A 14,662-nucleotide genomic window follows, 5' to 3' on the forward strand; every position below is an offset into this window, starting at 1 on the left:
TCAAGTGGTTCAGGCGAAACGCGCCATGTCGGGCCCAACCTGAGGCGGTGTTTTGGCATGTTGTTCAAGCCAGCGGGTGAACGCATCTGGCGGCATCGGTCTACCAAATCCATAGCCTTGTCCAACGCCGCAACCGCGCGCATTAAGGTGAACCGCTTGCTCATCTTCCTCCACGCCTTCGGCCACGACATGCAATCCCAGTTCGGCTGCAAGGGCCAGAATGGCCCGAATGATGCTATCCGCTGCCTGATCAGGCAGTGGTGCCACAAGTGACCTGTCCAGTTTGATACCGGCCAATGGCAATTGCGTCAGCTTGGACAAAGACGCGTAGCCGGTGCCGAAATCATCCAGTTCCAGCGCGATCCCGCAATCGGCAAGGCTGTCGATATTGATGGCAGCGATATCGTCTTTACCGTCGATCAGCGTGGTTTCCAGAACTTCAACGATCACCTGATCAGCATTCAAACCAGACCGCTGCAGCGCAAGCAAGAAACGTTCAAGCAAATGTGGGTCTGAAATTGTATCCGGTGCTGCGTTCAGCGATATCACAGGCTGCCAAACATCTGAGGCTTCCCAGTTTTTCGCCAAATCCATCGCGGCCCGCCAGATTGCATGATCAAGATCAATCATCAGCCCCGCACGCTCTGCTGCGGGCATGAACTTATCTGGTGTGAGCAAGCCGCGGGTCGGATGCCGCCAGCGCGCCAAGACCTCAGCACCGTGTAACTGCCCATCTGCTAGACGCACTTGTGGCTGAAACCAAGGTTCGATTTCACCGTTGCGGATTGCATCCATCAAATCCAATTGCAGTTGTTGCATCATGCCCAGATCGTCCCGCAGATGCTGCGTAAAGGCCTGCGCGCGGTTTCCACCGCTGTTTTTGGCGTATTGAAGCGCGATTTCAGCATCAGCCAGAATATCGAGCGGTGTCCTTTCAAGGTCCCCCATCTGTAGATGACCGATACTGGCATTGATGGGAATGCGCCGACCTTTGATGTGAAATGGTTCTTGAAGTGAAGCGGTAATCCGTTCGATGAGATAAGGGGTCGGTTCCCTGGAGATTAACGCAAACTCATCCCCACCGACGTGCGCAACCAAATTGTCATAATCAACGCAGTTTTTAAGGGCCTGACTGACCGCAATCAGCAGTGCATCGCCATAATCATGACCCATGGTGTCATTGACCGACTTAAAGTCATCAAGACCAACCAAAAGCAAGCTACGCTCGTCAGCGTCTTTATTTGATACGGTATTCCCAATGTATTCGATCAGTGATCTACGATTGGGCAGCCCTGTCAGTTGATCATGTCTGACAGTATGCTCCAACTGCGTGTTCATCTTTTTGAGTTGCGTTTGCGAATTGCGCAGATCGTTTGTTGTCTGTCGCATCGCGCGCAAATTGGATTGCACAGATCGTTGCGCGGGCAAAAAGATGAATAGCGCTTCGGCCAAAAGCACAATGGCAGAGGCCGCAAGCATCGCACGTTGCAAGGTGGTGAAATGCGCAGCTTCGATCGCCAATTGTTTGGCGACCAGATCTGGCGTCACTCGCAGGTCGGCTATCAGCCCATTTTCGTAAATCCGACGAAGTCTGATATTCAGCGTAAGTTGCACGTCAGGCGGTGCATCTGACAATTGTTTAGCGATATTTGCAAAGGCGCGTATGCGTTGATGCACTTGTGCGTTTTGCCCGAAAAAGTGGTCATTCACCAAATCTGACCGGACCTGTGTTGTCAGAATATCGCTATAGACGGCTTCGAACCTGTTGATCGCTTTTTCCAATGCGGCAAAGTCCGTTGACCCAACAAGAAGCAGATCATTCGAGAAACCAACAATATCTTGCGCCAGCAGGACATGTTCATTGCTGCTTGTGATACCATCTGCTGCGATTAACCCTTTTTCCAGCATCGTGCGGTTCAACAGATAGGTTGCCACAATCAGACACAGCACAATGACCAACGCAGAACAGTAATGCAGCCACAGCCGATCCGGCTTGCGCAGGAAAAGACTGGCTGTCGCATTTTCAGCCTGATTTTGGGTCGCGAGCATGCATGATTCCTGCAACTAGGTCGCAGAAGTATGGACTTGGATTCATTAAAGGAGCGTTGCGGCGAGGCAGTTAAAATACGACCTATCCGATTTCGAACCGTTTCCTTGCTTTATCAACGACTAAGTCATCTGAAAGTGAAACGTTGGTAAGCAGATCATAATCGACAAATCCGATGCTGCTGTAGTATCGCAAACCAGACGTGTTATCGGCGCGGATGGTGGCATCAATGGTCTTGACGCCCGCGCGTTGCGCCACAGTGACTGTTGCTGCAAACAGCCGCTTACCGATGCCTTTTCCAGCTGCGCGTCCGTTGACAAAACTTGCGATGATCGCCCACCCCTTGGGTAGATCATCGACCGTTTGATCGGCCCAACGAAGCCACTGAAAACCCATAACGGCATCATCTATTTCGGCGACATGGCAACATAACAAATCGTCATGCGCAATATACTTTTGCCGCATCTGATCTTCATTCAAAGGCGTTTGATAGGCCGTCGTTCCGCCGATGGCGATGATCTCGTTCAGCAGGGAGGTCATTTGTGGGGCATCATCAAATGTTGCGGGACGGATCATCATAGGGCGGCCACCAATTCTTGATAAAGTGCAGTATAGTCATCGCGCACCGCGACAGGTGCGCGTAATCGGATGGTCAAGCTGCTTGCCAGTGCTGGATCCTGCTTGCCAAAAAACTTGTCAGCCTCTGCTTGTGTGAAACCCGCAATCTGGATGGCTTCCAGCCAAGCCGACAGTTTGTCAGCCTTTTTGATCTGCTTTTTCACCGAAACTGGAATTTGCGCCGGTAGACCGAACCGTAAATGAATGGCCGCCGTCAGCCGGTCATCCAGCGCGCCATAGCCCGGGCCGACGGCAGCCTTCACAGGGCTGATCATATCGCCGATGACATATTCGGGGGCATCATGCAGCAAAGCGGCCAATTGCCATTTAACCGGCGCTTTGGGTTGTTGTCGTTTGAAGATTTCGGTGACCAGCAGTGAATGCTCTGCAACAGAATAGGCAAAATCACCCTTCGTTTGCCCGTTCCAGCGGGCCACAAAGGCAAGCCCATGGGCGATATCTTCAATCTCGATATCGACCGGGGTCGGGTCCAGCAGGTCAAGCCTGCGGCCCGACAGCATCCGCTGCCATGCTCTGGGTTGTGCTTTTGCCATGCCCGCTCCGCCAATGATCTGAACTATCGGCATAAGCCGCAGCGGGCGATGCGTAAAGTGTGGCTTTGGGGCGGGTTGTGATATTGCTCCATACTTGCTTAATCATTGCCGAATATCAGACTAATGCGACGGGTGATGTGCATCGCCTGACAGGCGCGACATCGCTGCCATTGTCGCAAGGCAAAAGCCCTGTTATCAGCCACGCAAACAGATCAACCGCGCGCCAGGAGGCAGCAATGAAAGATTACGTCGTCAAGGATATCGCCCTTGCACAGTTCGGCCGCAAAGAGCTGGATATCGCTGAAACTGAAATGCCGGGCTTGATGGCGCTGCGCGAAGAATTTGGCGACAAAAAGCCGTTGAAAGGCGCGCGGATTGTCGGGTCTTTGCACATGACCATTCAGACCGCTGTTCTGATCGAAACACTGGTTGAACTGGGTGCTGACGTGCGCTGGGCGTCTTGCAACATCTTTTCCACCCAAGACCACGCTGCTGCGGCCATCGCCGAAGGTGGCACACCGGTGTTTGCGATCAAAGGTCAGTCTTTGGAAGAGCATTGGGATTACTTGGATAAATCCTTTATGTTCCCGGAAGGCGCGAACATGATCTTGGACGATGGTGGCGATGCGACATTGTACATCCTGCTAGGCGCGCGCGCTGAAGCGGGTGAAGAAATTATTCCCGTTCCTGAATCCGAAGAAGAAGTCGCGATTAAAGCGCAGATCATGAAACGTATGGCCGCCAGCCCCGGTTGGTTCACCAAGACACGCGATGCGATCAAAGGTGTGTCCGAGGAAACAACGACAGGTGTGCACCGTCTGTATGATCTGCACAAAAACGGCCAATTGCCGTTCCCGGCGATCAACGTGAATGACAGTGTGACCAAGTCGAAGTTTGACAACAAATACGGCTGTAAGGAATCGCTGGTTGATGGCATCCGCCGTGCGACCGACACAATGATGGCTGGTAAAGTTGCTGTTGTCTGCGGTTATGGCGACGTCGGCAAAGGCTCTGCCGCGTCACTGGCCGGTGCCGGTGCGCGCGTGAAAGTAACCGAAGTTGACCCGATCTGTGCATTGCAGGCGGCCATGGACGGTTTTGAAGTTGTCGTGCTTGAGGATGTGCTGGATAGCGCCGATGTCTTCATTACGACTACCGGCAATAAAGATGTCATCCGGATCGAGCATATGCGCGAAATGAAGGACATGGCGATCGTCGGCAATATCGGCCACTTCGACAATGAAATTCAGGTTGCAGCCCTGAAAAACCACAAGTGGACCAATATCAAAGAACAGGTCGACATGATCGAAATGCCATCCGGCAGCCGCTTGATCCTGTTGTCCGAAGGGCGTTTGTTGAACCTTGGGAATGCCACTGGCCACCCGTCGTTCGTGATGTCCGCATCATTCACCAACCAAGTGCTGGCGCAGATGGAACTGTGGAACAATGGCGATGCTTACGAAGTTGGCGTGCATATCCTGCCCAAACATCTGGACGAAAAGGTCGCGCGCCTGCACCTTGCCCGGATCGGCGTAAAACTGACCGAGCTGAAGAAAGAGCAGGCGGATTACATCGGCGTCACCGTCGAAGGCCCGTTCAAGCCAGAGCATTACAGGTACTAAGCGCCAATGCGGCACGCCAAACGTCAGCAAATGGCGCAGGAGGCCGCTGAAAAGCAGCGCAAGAAACGTGAACGCAGCGGGGCCATAACAAGCGGCATCGCTGCGTTTTTGTTTGCGGGCGTGCTGGCCTTTGTTGGATATCAGGCAATTGTGCATCCAGACACACCTTTGCCACGGGAATGGAACCCGACCCAGCCTTTGCGGATCAGTGACCCCGTGACGGCAATGACAGGGTGGAAGCTGAATCAGGCCGTTTCTGATCAAGCGCAATGTCTGGCTGCACTGGACGGGCATGCAGCGCTGCAATCGCTGGGCCCGCTTGAAGATACCGAACAGTGCTTCATCACAGACCGCGTTGATCTGCGTGCTGTCGGGCAATCGCGGTTAGCCCCGGTTGAAACACGCTGCGCCATCGCGCTGCGGCTGGCCATGTGGGAAAGGCATAGCGTGCAACCCGCAGCGCAGGAATTTCTGGGATCAACCGTCAGCAGTATCGACCACTTTGGCAGCTATAATTGCCGGGCTATGCGAACCGGTTCCGGACCCTCCACCCGGATGAGCACACATGCCACAGCAGATGCCATAGATATTGCGGGCTTTGGATTGGCGAATGGCACCCGGATCAGGCTCCTCGCCGACTGGGAGGCTGAAGGACCCAGACGCGACTTTTTGCGTGCGGTGCGCAACGGGGCCTGCGATTGGTTCAATCTGACGTTATCGCCTGATTACAATCGCTTGCATGCGGATCACTTTCATTTGCAATCGCGCGGTTGGGGGCTTTGCCGATGACGACCAGACGCGGATCACATGATCCGCGTCTGGTCTTATTGCTTAGAAGCTAAAGGAAACGCGGGCTTTGAATGTGGTCACACCAACATCAAGGTCCGTATCGTTGTAATCTTCAAACTCGTGTTGCAGGATTTCTGCGCCAACGGTCATGTTTTGTGTCACTGGCAGGTCATAACCTACACCGACCAAATACCCATTGTCGTCACCCAATCCCGGGGACGTTGCCCATACCACACCGGCAGTACCATATGCCAAACCGCCGCCCAGCTCTGTACCGATGCGACCCTTCAGGCGCGTGGTTGAGTCGACTTCCTGCGCGCCGCCTGCAATTTCGTATTCGGTTACGTCATAGTCGATTTCGCCGCCATAGACGATTGCACCGTTTTGCACATTGTAACCAGCAAAGATGCCGTAGGACGGGCCGTCGCCGGTCAGTTCAGCTGCGCCATCAACGTCGATGTCTGATCCACCAATTTGGAAACCAGCGTATGGGCCGGTCCAATCTTGTGCGAAGGATGCGATAGGTGCGGCAGCAAGAGCAGCTGCAATGACGAGGGAGTGAAGTTTCATTTCGTGTTCCTTGTTGAAGTTAATGAATGGTTTACGGCGGGCCAATCGCTCTGGATTTACGGCTTTGCTCAACGTTTTCGTGAGGATGTTGTGAGCGCCTCATTCCCTGCCATCACACTTGAACCGGGGCTGGCTGGGGCAACAAAGCGAAAGATTGCCACCGAAAAGGCTTTTTTCTTTACGTCGCGGGGGCAGTCCCATTAACGTGCGCCTACTGGGGCGCGTCGCGTCTCTATTGATAAAAGAACACAAACATCGGGGACATTCTCATGGGTAAAAGAGACGATTTGATTGCAAAGTATGCAGACGACCTGAAGAACAAATGTGGCATGACGCCAGATATGGATCTTCTCACAAAGGTGACAATTGGATGTGGCCCAGCCATTTACAATGCAGACGCCGCGACCGTGGCCAGCAGTCAACCAGCGGAACTTGAGACCGTGAAAAGCAACTTCCTGATGAAAAAGCTTGGCTTGAAAGACAGCCCAGAGCTGGATTCAGCAATCAGTTCTGTCCTCAACACATATGGCCAGTCCGAGCGCAACAAATATCGCGCCGTGGTCTATTACATGCTGACAAAACACTTCGGTAAAGAGTCAGTCTACAGCTAAACGGACACCGAATTTTTGACGAAACGCCCGCCATTGCGCGGGCGTTTTGCGTTGTTTGGACGCAGATGCGATAGATTTGAATTGTTTTCGAGGTGCTTAGCGTTTGCCTGAACCCGCAATATCTTGTTAGACAAACACATGGGCCAGAACGGTCCGAACCAGAGATTCAGTTGCGTGTGGTGGAGATGGAGCACGCGGGGTGAGAGAGGGTTCGGAGCAGGTCCGAACCCTCTTTTTAATTTTATGGCTTTGTTTCACCCAAATCACAGATGATTTGCCACTCTTCGTCTGTGACAGGCTGCACAGACAAACGTGAATTGTTGACAAGCACCATATCAGAAAGGCGGGGATCGGCCTTGATAGTCTCTAGTGTCACCGGCTTGGTAAATGGACGTACTGCCTTGATGTCAACGCAGTCCCAACGGTCATCGTCGGTCGTGCTGTCAGGATGTGCCTCGGCACAAACCTCAACGATACCGACGATTTCCAGCCCGGTGCGCGAGTGATAAAAGAAGCCCTTTTCGCCAAGTTTCATCGCCCGCATGTTGTTACGCGCCTGATAATTCCGCACGCCGTCCCATTCTTCGCCAGCCTCACCTTTGGCGACCTGCGCGTCCCAGCCCCAGACATCGGGTTCCGATTTAAACAACCACCGGGCCATCAGCCGATCACCTTTTTCCATGCGCGCAAGGTGACATCGCTGAAAAGCCCTGCTTTGGCGTAAGGGTCGTTATCGGCCCAGGCCTGTGCGGCTGCCAGATCGTCAACTTCCAACACGATCAGCGAACCACACATCTGCCCGTCATCGTCCAGCACAGGGCCTGCCATCTCAACCACACCGGTTTCGGCGATGTAAGCCAAATGCGCCTCGCGGTTGTCCATACGGGTTTGCAAGGCGCCGGATTTGTCTTTCGTCATCAGGGCAACGCGCATTTATTCTTCCTTCAAAGGGCGCGAAAGCAGTGTATTCAGTGCCGTCGCCACGTCTGTTTTGTCTTCGGTCAGGTCTGCAACTACAGTACAAATGGGCATATCAATGTCCAGTTCACCCGCCAATTGGCGCACAGCGCGCGCCGTTGCCGCCCCTTCAACAGTGGTGTTCGGGTCAAAGTCCGTGCCGGTGCCAAGGGCAAGACCATAGCGATAGTTGCGCGATTGGTCCGACGTACAGGTCAGCACCAAATCACCAAAACCAGACAGACCAGAGAGCGTATCCGGCTGTGCCCCCAGCGCCAGCGCCAAGCGCTGCATTTCAGGGAAACCGCGGGTAATCAGTGCCGCACGCGCGCTTTCACCCAGCTTTGCACCGATAGCGATCCCAGAGGCTATTGCCATAACGTTTTTGAGCGCGCCGCCCAATTCGCCCCCAACAGTGTCTGTTGTGCGGTAAATCCGCAGGCTGGTCGTCGATAATGCTGTTTGCAGCATCGCGCCCATTTCATCATCGGCACAAGCCAGTGTCAGCGCGGTTGGCAGCCCCCGCGCGATGTCGGCGGCAAAGCTGGGGCCCGTCAGCATTGCAGGCACAGCCCCTGTCACCAAATCACGGATCGTGCTGGCCGGACCTGTCATGCGCTTCAGGTCGATGCCCTTGCAGCACGCCACAAGGTTCTTGCCGCCCAATGTTTCACTATGTGTGGTCAGGAATGCAGGCAAAGTTTGTGCAGGAATGGCAAGCAGGATCGTGTCACATACAAAAAGCGGCTCTAATTCGGCGGAAATAGTTATGTTTTGAGGGAGCTCAACGCCCGGCAATTTTGGATTGCTGCGCGTGTTTTGCATCGCTGAAACGGCGTCTGCACTGCGCGACCATAGGTGTATATCATTCCCGTCCAGCGCCAGCGCAACCGCCAATGCCGTGCCAAAAGCACCGCCGCCTGCAATTCCGATCTTCATGCTTTTGCTCCTTTTTTGCCTGATCCTAGCATGGGTGCCGCCCGCCCGTCCAAAGGCCAACGTGGACGGGCAGAAAGGGTCAGGTCATCGTATTCGCCAGCCATCATCCGTTCTATCCCTGCATATGCGATCATTGCGGCGTTATCGGTACACAAATGCAGGGGTGGTGCCATGAAATTAGTGTCTAACGTGGCGCAAAGCGCTAATAATTCATCTCTGACCGATTGGTTGGCAGCCACACCGCCAGCGATTGCAAAACTTCGTTTTGCCGGTGTCAATTCCAGATACTCAGCAAGCGCGCGCCGCGTTTTTTCTGTTAGCACATCAGTAATTGCGGCCTGAAAACTTGCACTCAGGTCCGATTGATCCTGCGCCGTCAGCCCGCCTTTTTCGGCAACAACGCTATCGCGCGCGCGCAGAATGGCGGTTTTGAGACCAGAAAACGACATATCGCACCCAGGCTGGTTCAGCAGCGGGCGCGGCAAGGCAAACCGCTTTGGATCGCCCGTCTTCGCAGCCTTTTCGATAGATGGGCCGCCGGGCTGCGGTAGCCCCAGCAGGCGCGCGGTTTTGTCAAATGCTTCACCCGGGGCATCGTCAATCGTGCCGCCGATGCGTTGAAAGGTGTCATGCGCTTTAACAATCAGGAACTGGCAATGCCCGCCTGAAACCAGCAGCATCAAATAAGGATAAGCCACTTGATGCGTCAGCCGCGGGGTCAATGCGTGCCCGGCAAGGTGATTTACCCCGATTAATGGCAATCCTGTCGCCGCACACAGCCCCTTGGCGCACATCACACCGGATAATACGCCACCAATTAGGCCGGGACCTGCGGTAACCGCGATACCGTCAAGGTCAGAGAATGTCAGTTCAGCCTCAGCCAGTGCTTCTTCAATGCAATGATCCAGCTTTTCGGCATGTGCCCGGGCTGCGATCTCTGGCACGACACCGCCGAAATCGGCATGGAGCGATGTTTGGCCATACACGACCGAAGCCAGCACATCATGCCCGCGCACCACAGCGGCGGCGGTATCGTCACAGCTGCTTTCGATGCCAAGGATGGTCAGAGTGCGATTCATGGCGGTTCCGGTTGCGTGTTTGTCGTTGCCGAGTAACACTGCGACAGCGCGCAAACAATGGTGCCTCAATAATGCCGACCGTCATCCTGACCCGCCCAAAAGCACAAAGCGCACGCTTTGCAACAAAGCTAAAGGCGCAGTGGGATGGACCGTTAGAGATTATTATTGCCCCATTGATTGAAATTGTGCCGGTCGCTGCCACTTGTGACGTACCGGACGCCATTATTTTTACCTCTGCCAATGGTGTGTCGGCATCTGAAAGGCTTGGCCTGCCGCGCGGCCTGACGGCATGGTGTGTTGGGTCAAAAACAGCCGAACTGGCGCGGACCGCTGGGTTTGCGCCGGTCGTCGGGCCGGGAGACGCTGATGGGTTGGTCGCCGACATCATTGCGGCCAAACCGACCGGCGCGCTTGCGCACATCCGCGGCAAACACGCACGCGGTGACGTGAGCGCCCGTTTAAACGCCGCTGGGATTACCTGCGCGGATGTCGTGGTCTATGATCAAAGGGCGCTGAACCTCACACAAGAAGTAAAACGCGCGGTCGCTGCGCAAAGCTTGGTGATCTTCCCCCTGTTCTCGCCGCGTACTGCGACGATACTGAATGGTGAGGGGCCGTTTGATGCAGCCGTTCATGTTGTGGCACTTAGCGATGCTGTGAAATCGGCAGTCTCGCCAAAGGTTGCAACGCAGATCACTGTGGCAGCCAGCCCGGATGGGAACGCGATGCTTTCGGCAACGTTAAGTGTCATGAGAACGCAAATTGGTCGCACTTAGGTCAGGTTGGATTGCTTGAGGGTCCAGCAGATGCGCGATAGTCTAGGTTTTCACCTGTCAATCTGGCCGGTGGGGGCGCTGAAAGGGTGAAAACGTGGCAAAACAGCCAGCCAAGGGTCGCAAGACACCAGCAAAACCGGAAAATACGGCAAGAACCGAAGCGGCGAAATCCGAATCGGTAACGGCCTCCAAGCCGATGATCGACACCATTCCTGCTGAAGTGCACACCAAAGCAGCGCCGGAAAAGAAAAAAGCTGTGGAAAAATCGGCTATGCCTGCTGTCGAAAAACCTAAAGTCACCCCAGCACCTGAAACGCCAAAAACACCCGCGCGCCCCAAAGCGGCAGAGCCTGCCCAAGGTGCCGGTTTCTTGCCGTTGGTACTTGGCGGTTTACTGGCCGGCGTCATCGGTTTCGCTGTTGCTTCGCTGACAGCACCCGCAGCCGATACAACATTGTCCGAACAAATTGCTGTCCAGTCATCGCAAATCAACAGTCTGGAACAACGTCTGGCTGCAGTACCCGAAGTGGACCTAAGCGGTATTGAAGCCGCGCAAGCGGATTTGGCGGCGCAGATTTCTGACATCACCGCCCGCGTCACCGCGTTGGAGGACCGGCCTGCCGGCACTGTGATCTCGGATGCGGCCGGCGAAGGTGTCGCGAGCGAGCTGGATGCCTTACGTGCGCAGATCGCCGAAATGACAAATGCAGCCCAGACGGAATTGACGGAGGCGCGCGCGCAAGCCGCATCCATTGAAGAGAATGCAGCAGCGGCAGCGCGCAACGCCGCAGCTCGCGCTGCATTGGCCCGTGTTCAAATAGCGCTTGAAAGCGGTGCGCCAATCGGTGCAGCTTTGGGTGATCTTGAAGAGGCGCTGGGCGAAAGCGCACCCGATGCCCTGATCGCAGTGCAGGATGGCGTGCCCACACTTGCCAGTTTGCAAGACCAGTTCCCGGACATGGCTCGTGTCGCCTTGGCAACCGCGCGCAGCGAAGGTGTATCCGGCGAAGAGACAACCGGCTTTGGTGCATTCATGCGCAATCAATTCGATGTCCGGTCAACGACCCCACAAAACGGTGACAGCGCCGATGCTATTTTGTCGCGGGCAGAGGACGCGGTGCGCACAGGGCGGTTGTCCGATGCATTGGCCGAGATCAGCGCCTTGCCCGAAGTGGCCCGCGCTGAAATGTCAGACTGGCTGGGTCAGGCCGAAGCGCGCGCTGATGCCATCGCCGCAGTTGATATGCTTTCTACATCCCTTTCAGATAACTAAAGGCGAACCTTATGCTTTGGTCCCTCATTAAAATAGTGGCGTTTGTTTTAGCCGTAACCGCACTCACCTACGGCGGCACGCAGCTAATGGAAGTGGATGGCGGGGCGACCGTGGATGTTGCCGGTCAGGAATTCACGCTCAGTACGCTGGAAATGGTCTTTGCCCTTGGTGCATTGGTCGTTGCGGTTTGGTTGGGGCTAAAGCTTTTGGCGCTTTGCGTGGCCACGTTCAAATTCCTCAACGGCGATGAAACCGCGATTTCGCGTTACTTCGACCGTAACCGCGAACGAAAGGGTTATGAGGCGCTCAGCGAAGGTATGATGGCGCTAGCGTCAGGCGAAGGGCATCTGGCGATGACCAAAGCGGCGCGGGCAGATAAGTATCTGCAACAGCCACAGCTGACAAACCTGCTTACGGCGCAGGCGGCCGAGATGACGGGCGATCGTAAAACAGCCGAAGAGACATACAAGAAACTGCTGTCCGATGACAAAACCCGCTTTGTCGGGGTGCGTGGGATCATGAAGCAAAAGCTAAGTGATGGTGATACGGATACCGCAATGGCGCTGGCGCAAAAGGCCTTTGCCCTGAAGCCAAAGCACGAAGAGACGCAGGATGTACTGCTGCGTCTGCAAGCCGAAAAGTCTGATTGGGCTGGGGCGCGCAAAACCCTTGGTGCTAAGCTCAAGTCCGGCAGCCTGCCGCGTGATGTTCACAAGCGGCGCGATGCTGTGCTTGCCCTGTCCGAGGCCCGCGATATTCTGGACGAAGGCAAAACCATTGAGGCCCGCGAGGCGGCCATTGAGGCCAACCGCCTATCGCCTGATCTGATCCCTGCGGCCATCATGGCTGCGCGTGGCTATATCGGTGAAGGTAACGCCCGCTATGCGACGCGCGTTTTGACGAAGGTTTGGAATGCGCAACCGCATCCCGACATTGCAGCAGCCTTTGCAGAGATTGCGCCGGATGAAAGCAGCGATGAGCGCCTTAAACGGTTCACCAAGCTAACAAAGACAACCGCCGACCATCCTGAAACAAAGATGCTGATGGCCGAATTGCACATCGCGGCAGAGGATTTCCCAGCGGCCAAGCGTGCGCTGGGCGAATTGGTTGAAAAAGACCCGACGGCCCGTAATCTGACAATCATGGCAGCCATTGAACGCGGCGAGGGTGCGGACGACTCCGTGGTACGCGGCTGGCTGACCAAAGCGCTGACCGCGCCGCGCGGCCCGCAGTGGATTTGTGGCAATTGCCAGCATATCCATCCCACATGGGCGGCCACCTGCGATAACTGCGGATCATTTGATACGCTTGCTTGGAAAACGCCACCGGCAAGCGATGTCGCCATGCCCGCCGGCACCGAGATGTTGCCACTGATTGTCGGGCAGACAAAAGAGGCACAATTGCCGTCAACTGAAGTTGTCGAAGAGGCCATTGTCGTTCAGGGCGAAGAAGCCAAGTAAGCCCACAGCGCATAAATTTTAGGCTGCCTGAAATGGCGGGCTATCACCGGCAAGACTGGTTGTTGTAAAGTCCTATAGCACCTGTTTAACTAACCCCAGCCACTGGGGAGTGCGTACACGAGTATGAAAGATTTTGGATCAGAAACGTTTCTGCGTTTTGATAATGTGAAGAAAAGCTATGACCAGAAAAATCTGGTCGTCAAAGGCTTCGATATGGATGTGAAAGAGGGGGAATTTATTACCCTTCTTGGTCCGTCGGGGTCCGGTAAAACCACCGTCTTGATGATGCTGGCAGGCTTTGAAAGCGTGACGTCCGGCGATATCGCGATCAGCGGTAAATCAATCAACAGTACGGCCCCGAACAAGCGCAACATCGGTATGGTGTTTCAGAACTATGCTTTATTCCCGCATATGACGGTGGCCGAAAATCTGGCGTATCCATTGAGCGTGCGCAAGATGCCAAAAGCACAAATCAAGGAACGTGTTGCCCAGTATCTTGAGTTGGTTGAACTGTCCGCGTTTGGTGATCGCCGCCCTGGTCAATTGTCGGGCGGACAAAAACAGCGTGTCGCCTTGGCGCGTGCGATGATTTTCCAGCCTTCGCTGATCTTGATGGATGAACCCCTTGGGGCGCTGGACAAAAACCTGCGCGAACAGATGCAGTTTGAAATTACGCGTCTGCACAAGCAGATCGGCTTTACCGTGATCTATGTGACCCATGATCAGACCGAAGCGTTATCAATGTCTGACCGCATCGCCGTGTTTAACGATGGTGTTGTGCAGCAATGCGCGCCCCCGTCTGAATTATACGAACGCCCGGTGAACGCATTTGTTGCTGACTTTATCGGCGAAAATAACTTTGTCGCGGGTCAGGTCACAAACCTGACGGATGGCGTGGCCCAAGTGAAAACCGATGCTGGCACGATCACGGCACGCGCGGCAGAAGGCCTGACAGATGGTGCTGCTTGCCGCGTGTCGATCCGCCCGGAGAAACTGTTCATCCATCCAACCGATCATGCCCATGACAACGCGCTGACAGTCACGTTCAACACGCGTATCTATGTGGGCGACTTTATCCGCTATTATTTCAAAATGCCGGACGGAACAGATATTATCGTCAAGGTCCTCAATGATCTGTCTGCCCCAAACTTTGACGATGGGGCGCAAGCCCAACTGCTGTCTTTGACCAACGATTGCACGGCCTTTCCGTAAGGTTCGGCCACTTTGGGCAAACCGGGGCCCTGCATAATGCCCGGACATGACAAGGAGAAACCGATGAAAAAACATCTGACGTTACTAGCCACCGCAACCGCGCTGACTGCCAGCCCGCTTGCGGCCCAAGACCTGACAGTCACATCATTTGGTGG

At 54.9% G+C, this 14,662-nt stretch carries 16 protein-coding genes; 8 read left to right on the forward strand and 8 right to left on the reverse strand.

Annotation, left to right across the window (positions count from 1 at the left end; all coding sequences use genetic code 11):
• Nucleotides 1-9: 9 nt before the first annotated feature.
• The 3 genes from RCCS2_RS06545 to RCCS2_RS06555 all read right to left on the reverse strand — a co-directional run bounded on the left by RCCS2_RS06545 (nucleotide 10) and on the right by RCCS2_RS06555 (nucleotide 3,219).
• Nucleotides 10-2,049: a putative bifunctional diguanylate cyclase/phosphodiesterase gene (locus tag RCCS2_RS06545; RefSeq protein ID WP_008232494.1), complete on the reverse strand. Its 2,040-nt coding sequence runs from the start codon at nucleotides 2,047-2,049 to the stop codon at nucleotides 10-12.
• Nucleotides 2,050-2,131: 82 nt separating this feature from the next.
• The gene (locus RCCS2_RS06550) at nucleotides 2,132-2,626 is read right to left on the reverse strand and encodes a GNAT family N-acetyltransferase (RefSeq protein WP_008232496.1); all 495 of its coding nucleotides are present in this window, start codon (nucleotides 2,624-2,626) and stop codon (nucleotides 2,132-2,134) included.
• A complete protein-coding gene (locus RCCS2_RS06555) occupies nucleotides 2,623-3,219 on the reverse strand; it encodes an HD family hydrolase (RefSeq protein ID WP_232204240.1) in 597 nt (198 codons plus the stop codon). The genes RCCS2_RS06550 and RCCS2_RS06555 overlap by 4 nt, the downstream gene beginning before the upstream one ends.
• Nucleotides 3,220-3,455: 236 nt before the next feature.
• On the opposite strand from RCCS2_RS06555, the gene ahcY reads away from it, so the two are divergent.
• Both ahcY and RCCS2_RS06565 read left to right on the forward strand, forming a co-directional pair.
• Nucleotides 3,456-4,841, forward strand: coding sequence for an adenosylhomocysteinase (gene ahcY / locus RCCS2_RS06560; RefSeq protein ID WP_037293614.1), 1,386 nt, complete (start codon nucleotides 3,456-3,458; stop codon nucleotides 4,839-4,841).
• Between the two features lie 6 nt (nucleotides 4,842-4,847).
• Entirely contained in the window at nucleotides 4,848-5,630 is a 783-nt protein-coding gene (locus RCCS2_RS06565; RefSeq protein WP_008232499.1) for an extensin-like domain-containing protein, read from the forward strand.
• A gap of 42 nt (nucleotides 5,631-5,672) precedes the next feature.
• Here RCCS2_RS06565 and RCCS2_RS06570 read toward each other — a convergent pair whose 3' ends face one another.
• On the reverse strand, nucleotides 5,673-6,200 hold the full coding sequence (locus RCCS2_RS06570) for an outer membrane protein (protein WP_008232501.1): 528 nt from the start codon (nucleotides 6,198-6,200) through the stop codon (nucleotides 5,673-5,675).
• Nucleotides 6,201-6,203: 3 nt separating this feature from the next.
• Between RCCS2_RS06570 and RCCS2_RS06575 the strand changes: the two genes are divergently transcribed.
• Nucleotides 6,204-6,404 (forward strand): hypothetical protein, encoded by a 201-nt coding sequence (locus RCCS2_RS06575; protein ID WP_156788439.1) that lies wholly within the window; start codon nucleotides 6,204-6,206, stop codon nucleotides 6,402-6,404.
• 65 nt (nucleotides 6,405-6,469) lie between these two features.
• On the forward strand, nucleotides 6,470-6,811 hold the full coding sequence (locus tag RCCS2_RS06580; protein WP_008232502.1) for a DUF2853 family protein: 342 nt from the start codon (nucleotides 6,470-6,472) through the stop codon (nucleotides 6,809-6,811).
• Nucleotides 6,812-7,052: 241 nt separating this feature from the next.
• Here the strand turns inward: RCCS2_RS06580 and RCCS2_RS06585 are convergent, their stop codons facing one another.
• Genes RCCS2_RS06585 through tsaD form a run of 4 tightly spaced genes read right to left on the reverse strand, consistent with a single transcriptional unit; the run spans nucleotide 7,053 to nucleotide 9,786 of the window.
• On the reverse strand, nucleotides 7,053-7,472 hold the full coding sequence (locus RCCS2_RS06585; RefSeq protein ID WP_037293618.1) for an EVE domain-containing protein: 420 nt from the start codon (nucleotides 7,470-7,472) through the stop codon (nucleotides 7,053-7,055).
• A complete protein-coding gene (locus tag RCCS2_RS06590; protein WP_008232504.1) occupies nucleotides 7,472-7,744 on the reverse strand; it encodes a YciI family protein in 273 nt (90 codons plus the stop codon). Before RCCS2_RS06590 ends, RCCS2_RS06585 begins: the two co-directional genes overlap by 1 nt.
• Entirely contained in the window at nucleotides 7,745-8,707 is a 963-nt protein-coding gene (locus RCCS2_RS06595; RefSeq protein WP_008232505.1) for an NAD(P)H-dependent glycerol-3-phosphate dehydrogenase, read from the reverse strand.
• Nucleotides 8,704-9,786, reverse strand: coding sequence for a tRNA (adenosine(37)-N6)-threonylcarbamoyltransferase complex transferase subunit TsaD (gene tsaD, locus RCCS2_RS06600; RefSeq protein WP_037293282.1), 1,083 nt, complete (start codon nucleotides 9,784-9,786; stop codon nucleotides 8,704-8,706). The genes RCCS2_RS06595 and tsaD overlap by 4 nt, the downstream gene beginning before the upstream one ends.
• A 71-nt stretch (nucleotides 9,787-9,857) precedes the next feature.
• Here tsaD and RCCS2_RS06605 point away from each other — a divergent pair, with 71 nt between their 5' ends.
• The 4 genes from RCCS2_RS06605 to RCCS2_RS06620 all read left to right on the forward strand — a co-directional run bounded on the left by RCCS2_RS06605 (nucleotide 9,858) and on the right by RCCS2_RS06620 (nucleotide 14,507).
• The gene (locus tag RCCS2_RS06605) at nucleotides 9,858-10,562 is read left to right on the forward strand and encodes a uroporphyrinogen-III synthase (protein WP_008232508.1); all 705 of its coding nucleotides are present in this window, start codon (nucleotides 9,858-9,860) and stop codon (nucleotides 10,560-10,562) included.
• Nucleotides 10,563-10,656: 94 nt separating this feature from the next.
• On the forward strand, nucleotides 10,657-11,835 hold the full coding sequence (locus RCCS2_RS06610) for a COG4223 family protein (RefSeq protein WP_008232509.1): 1,179 nt from the start codon (nucleotides 10,657-10,659) through the stop codon (nucleotides 11,833-11,835).
• A gap of 11 nt (nucleotides 11,836-11,846) precedes the next feature.
• The gene (locus RCCS2_RS06615; RefSeq protein WP_037293284.1) at nucleotides 11,847-13,295 is read left to right on the forward strand and encodes a heme biosynthesis protein HemY; all 1,449 of its coding nucleotides are present in this window, start codon (nucleotides 11,847-11,849) and stop codon (nucleotides 13,293-13,295) included.
• A gap of 123 nt (nucleotides 13,296-13,418) precedes the next feature.
• Nucleotides 13,419-14,507, forward strand: coding sequence for an ABC transporter ATP-binding protein (locus RCCS2_RS06620; protein WP_008232511.1), 1,089 nt, complete (start codon nucleotides 13,419-13,421; stop codon nucleotides 14,505-14,507).
• The last annotated feature ends 155 nt before the right edge of the window (nucleotides 14,508-14,662 follow it).

This window comes from Roseobacter sp. CCS2 (assembly GCF_000169435.1).
In the GTDB taxonomy this organism is placed as follows: domain Bacteria; phylum Pseudomonadota; class Alphaproteobacteria; order Rhodobacterales; family Rhodobacteraceae; genus Yoonia.

What these genes read in the sequence shown, in the direction of transcription:
- RCCS2_RS06545 (WP_008232494.1), bottom strand. Translation starts at nt 2,049, where the DNA reads ATGCTCGCGACCCAAAATCAGGCTGAAAATGCGACAGCCAGTCTTTTC.
- RCCS2_RS06550 (WP_008232496.1), bottom strand. Translation starts at nt 2,626, where the DNA reads ATGATGATCCGTCCCGCAACATTTGATGATGCCCCACAAATGACCTCC.
- RCCS2_RS06555 (WP_232204240.1), bottom strand. Translation starts at nt 3,219, where the DNA reads ATGGCAAAAGCACAACCCAGAGCATGGCAGCGGATGCTGTCGGGCCGC.
- ahcY (WP_037293614.1), top strand. Translation starts at nt 3,456, where the DNA reads ATGAAAGATTACGTCGTCAAGGATATCGCCCTTGCACAGTTCGGCCGC.
- RCCS2_RS06565 (WP_008232499.1), top strand. Translation starts at nt 4,848, where the DNA reads ATGCGGCACGCCAAACGTCAGCAAATGGCGCAGGAGGCCGCTGAAAAG.
- RCCS2_RS06570 (WP_008232501.1), bottom strand. Translation starts at nt 6,200, where the DNA reads ATGAAACTTCACTCCCTCGTCATTGCAGCTGCTCTTGCTGCCGCACCT.
- RCCS2_RS06580 (WP_008232502.1), top strand. Translation starts at nt 6,470, where the DNA reads ATGGGTAAAAGAGACGATTTGATTGCAAAGTATGCAGACGACCTGAAG.
- RCCS2_RS06585 (WP_037293618.1), bottom strand. Translation starts at nt 7,472, where the DNA reads ATGGCCCGGTGGTTGTTTAAATCGGAACCCGATGTCTGGGGCTGGGAC.
- RCCS2_RS06590 (WP_008232504.1), bottom strand. Translation starts at nt 7,744, where the DNA reads ATGCGCGTTGCCCTGATGACGAAAGACAAATCCGGCGCCTTGCAAACC.
- RCCS2_RS06595 (WP_008232505.1), bottom strand. Translation starts at nt 8,707, where the DNA reads ATGAAGATCGGAATTGCAGGCGGCGGTGCTTTTGGCACGGCATTGGCG.
- tsaD (WP_037293282.1), bottom strand. Translation starts at nt 9,786, where the DNA reads ATGAATCGCACTCTGACCATCCTTGGCATCGAAAGCAGCTGTGACGAT.
- RCCS2_RS06605 (WP_008232508.1), top strand. Translation starts at nt 9,858, where the DNA reads ATGCCGACCGTCATCCTGACCCGCCCAAAAGCACAAAGCGCACGCTTT.
- RCCS2_RS06615 (WP_037293284.1), top strand. Translation starts at nt 11,847, where the DNA reads ATGCTTTGGTCCCTCATTAAAATAGTGGCGTTTGTTTTAGCCGTAACC.
- RCCS2_RS06620 (WP_008232511.1), top strand. Translation starts at nt 13,419, where the DNA reads ATGAAAGATTTTGGATCAGAAACGTTTCTGCGTTTTGATAATGTGAAG.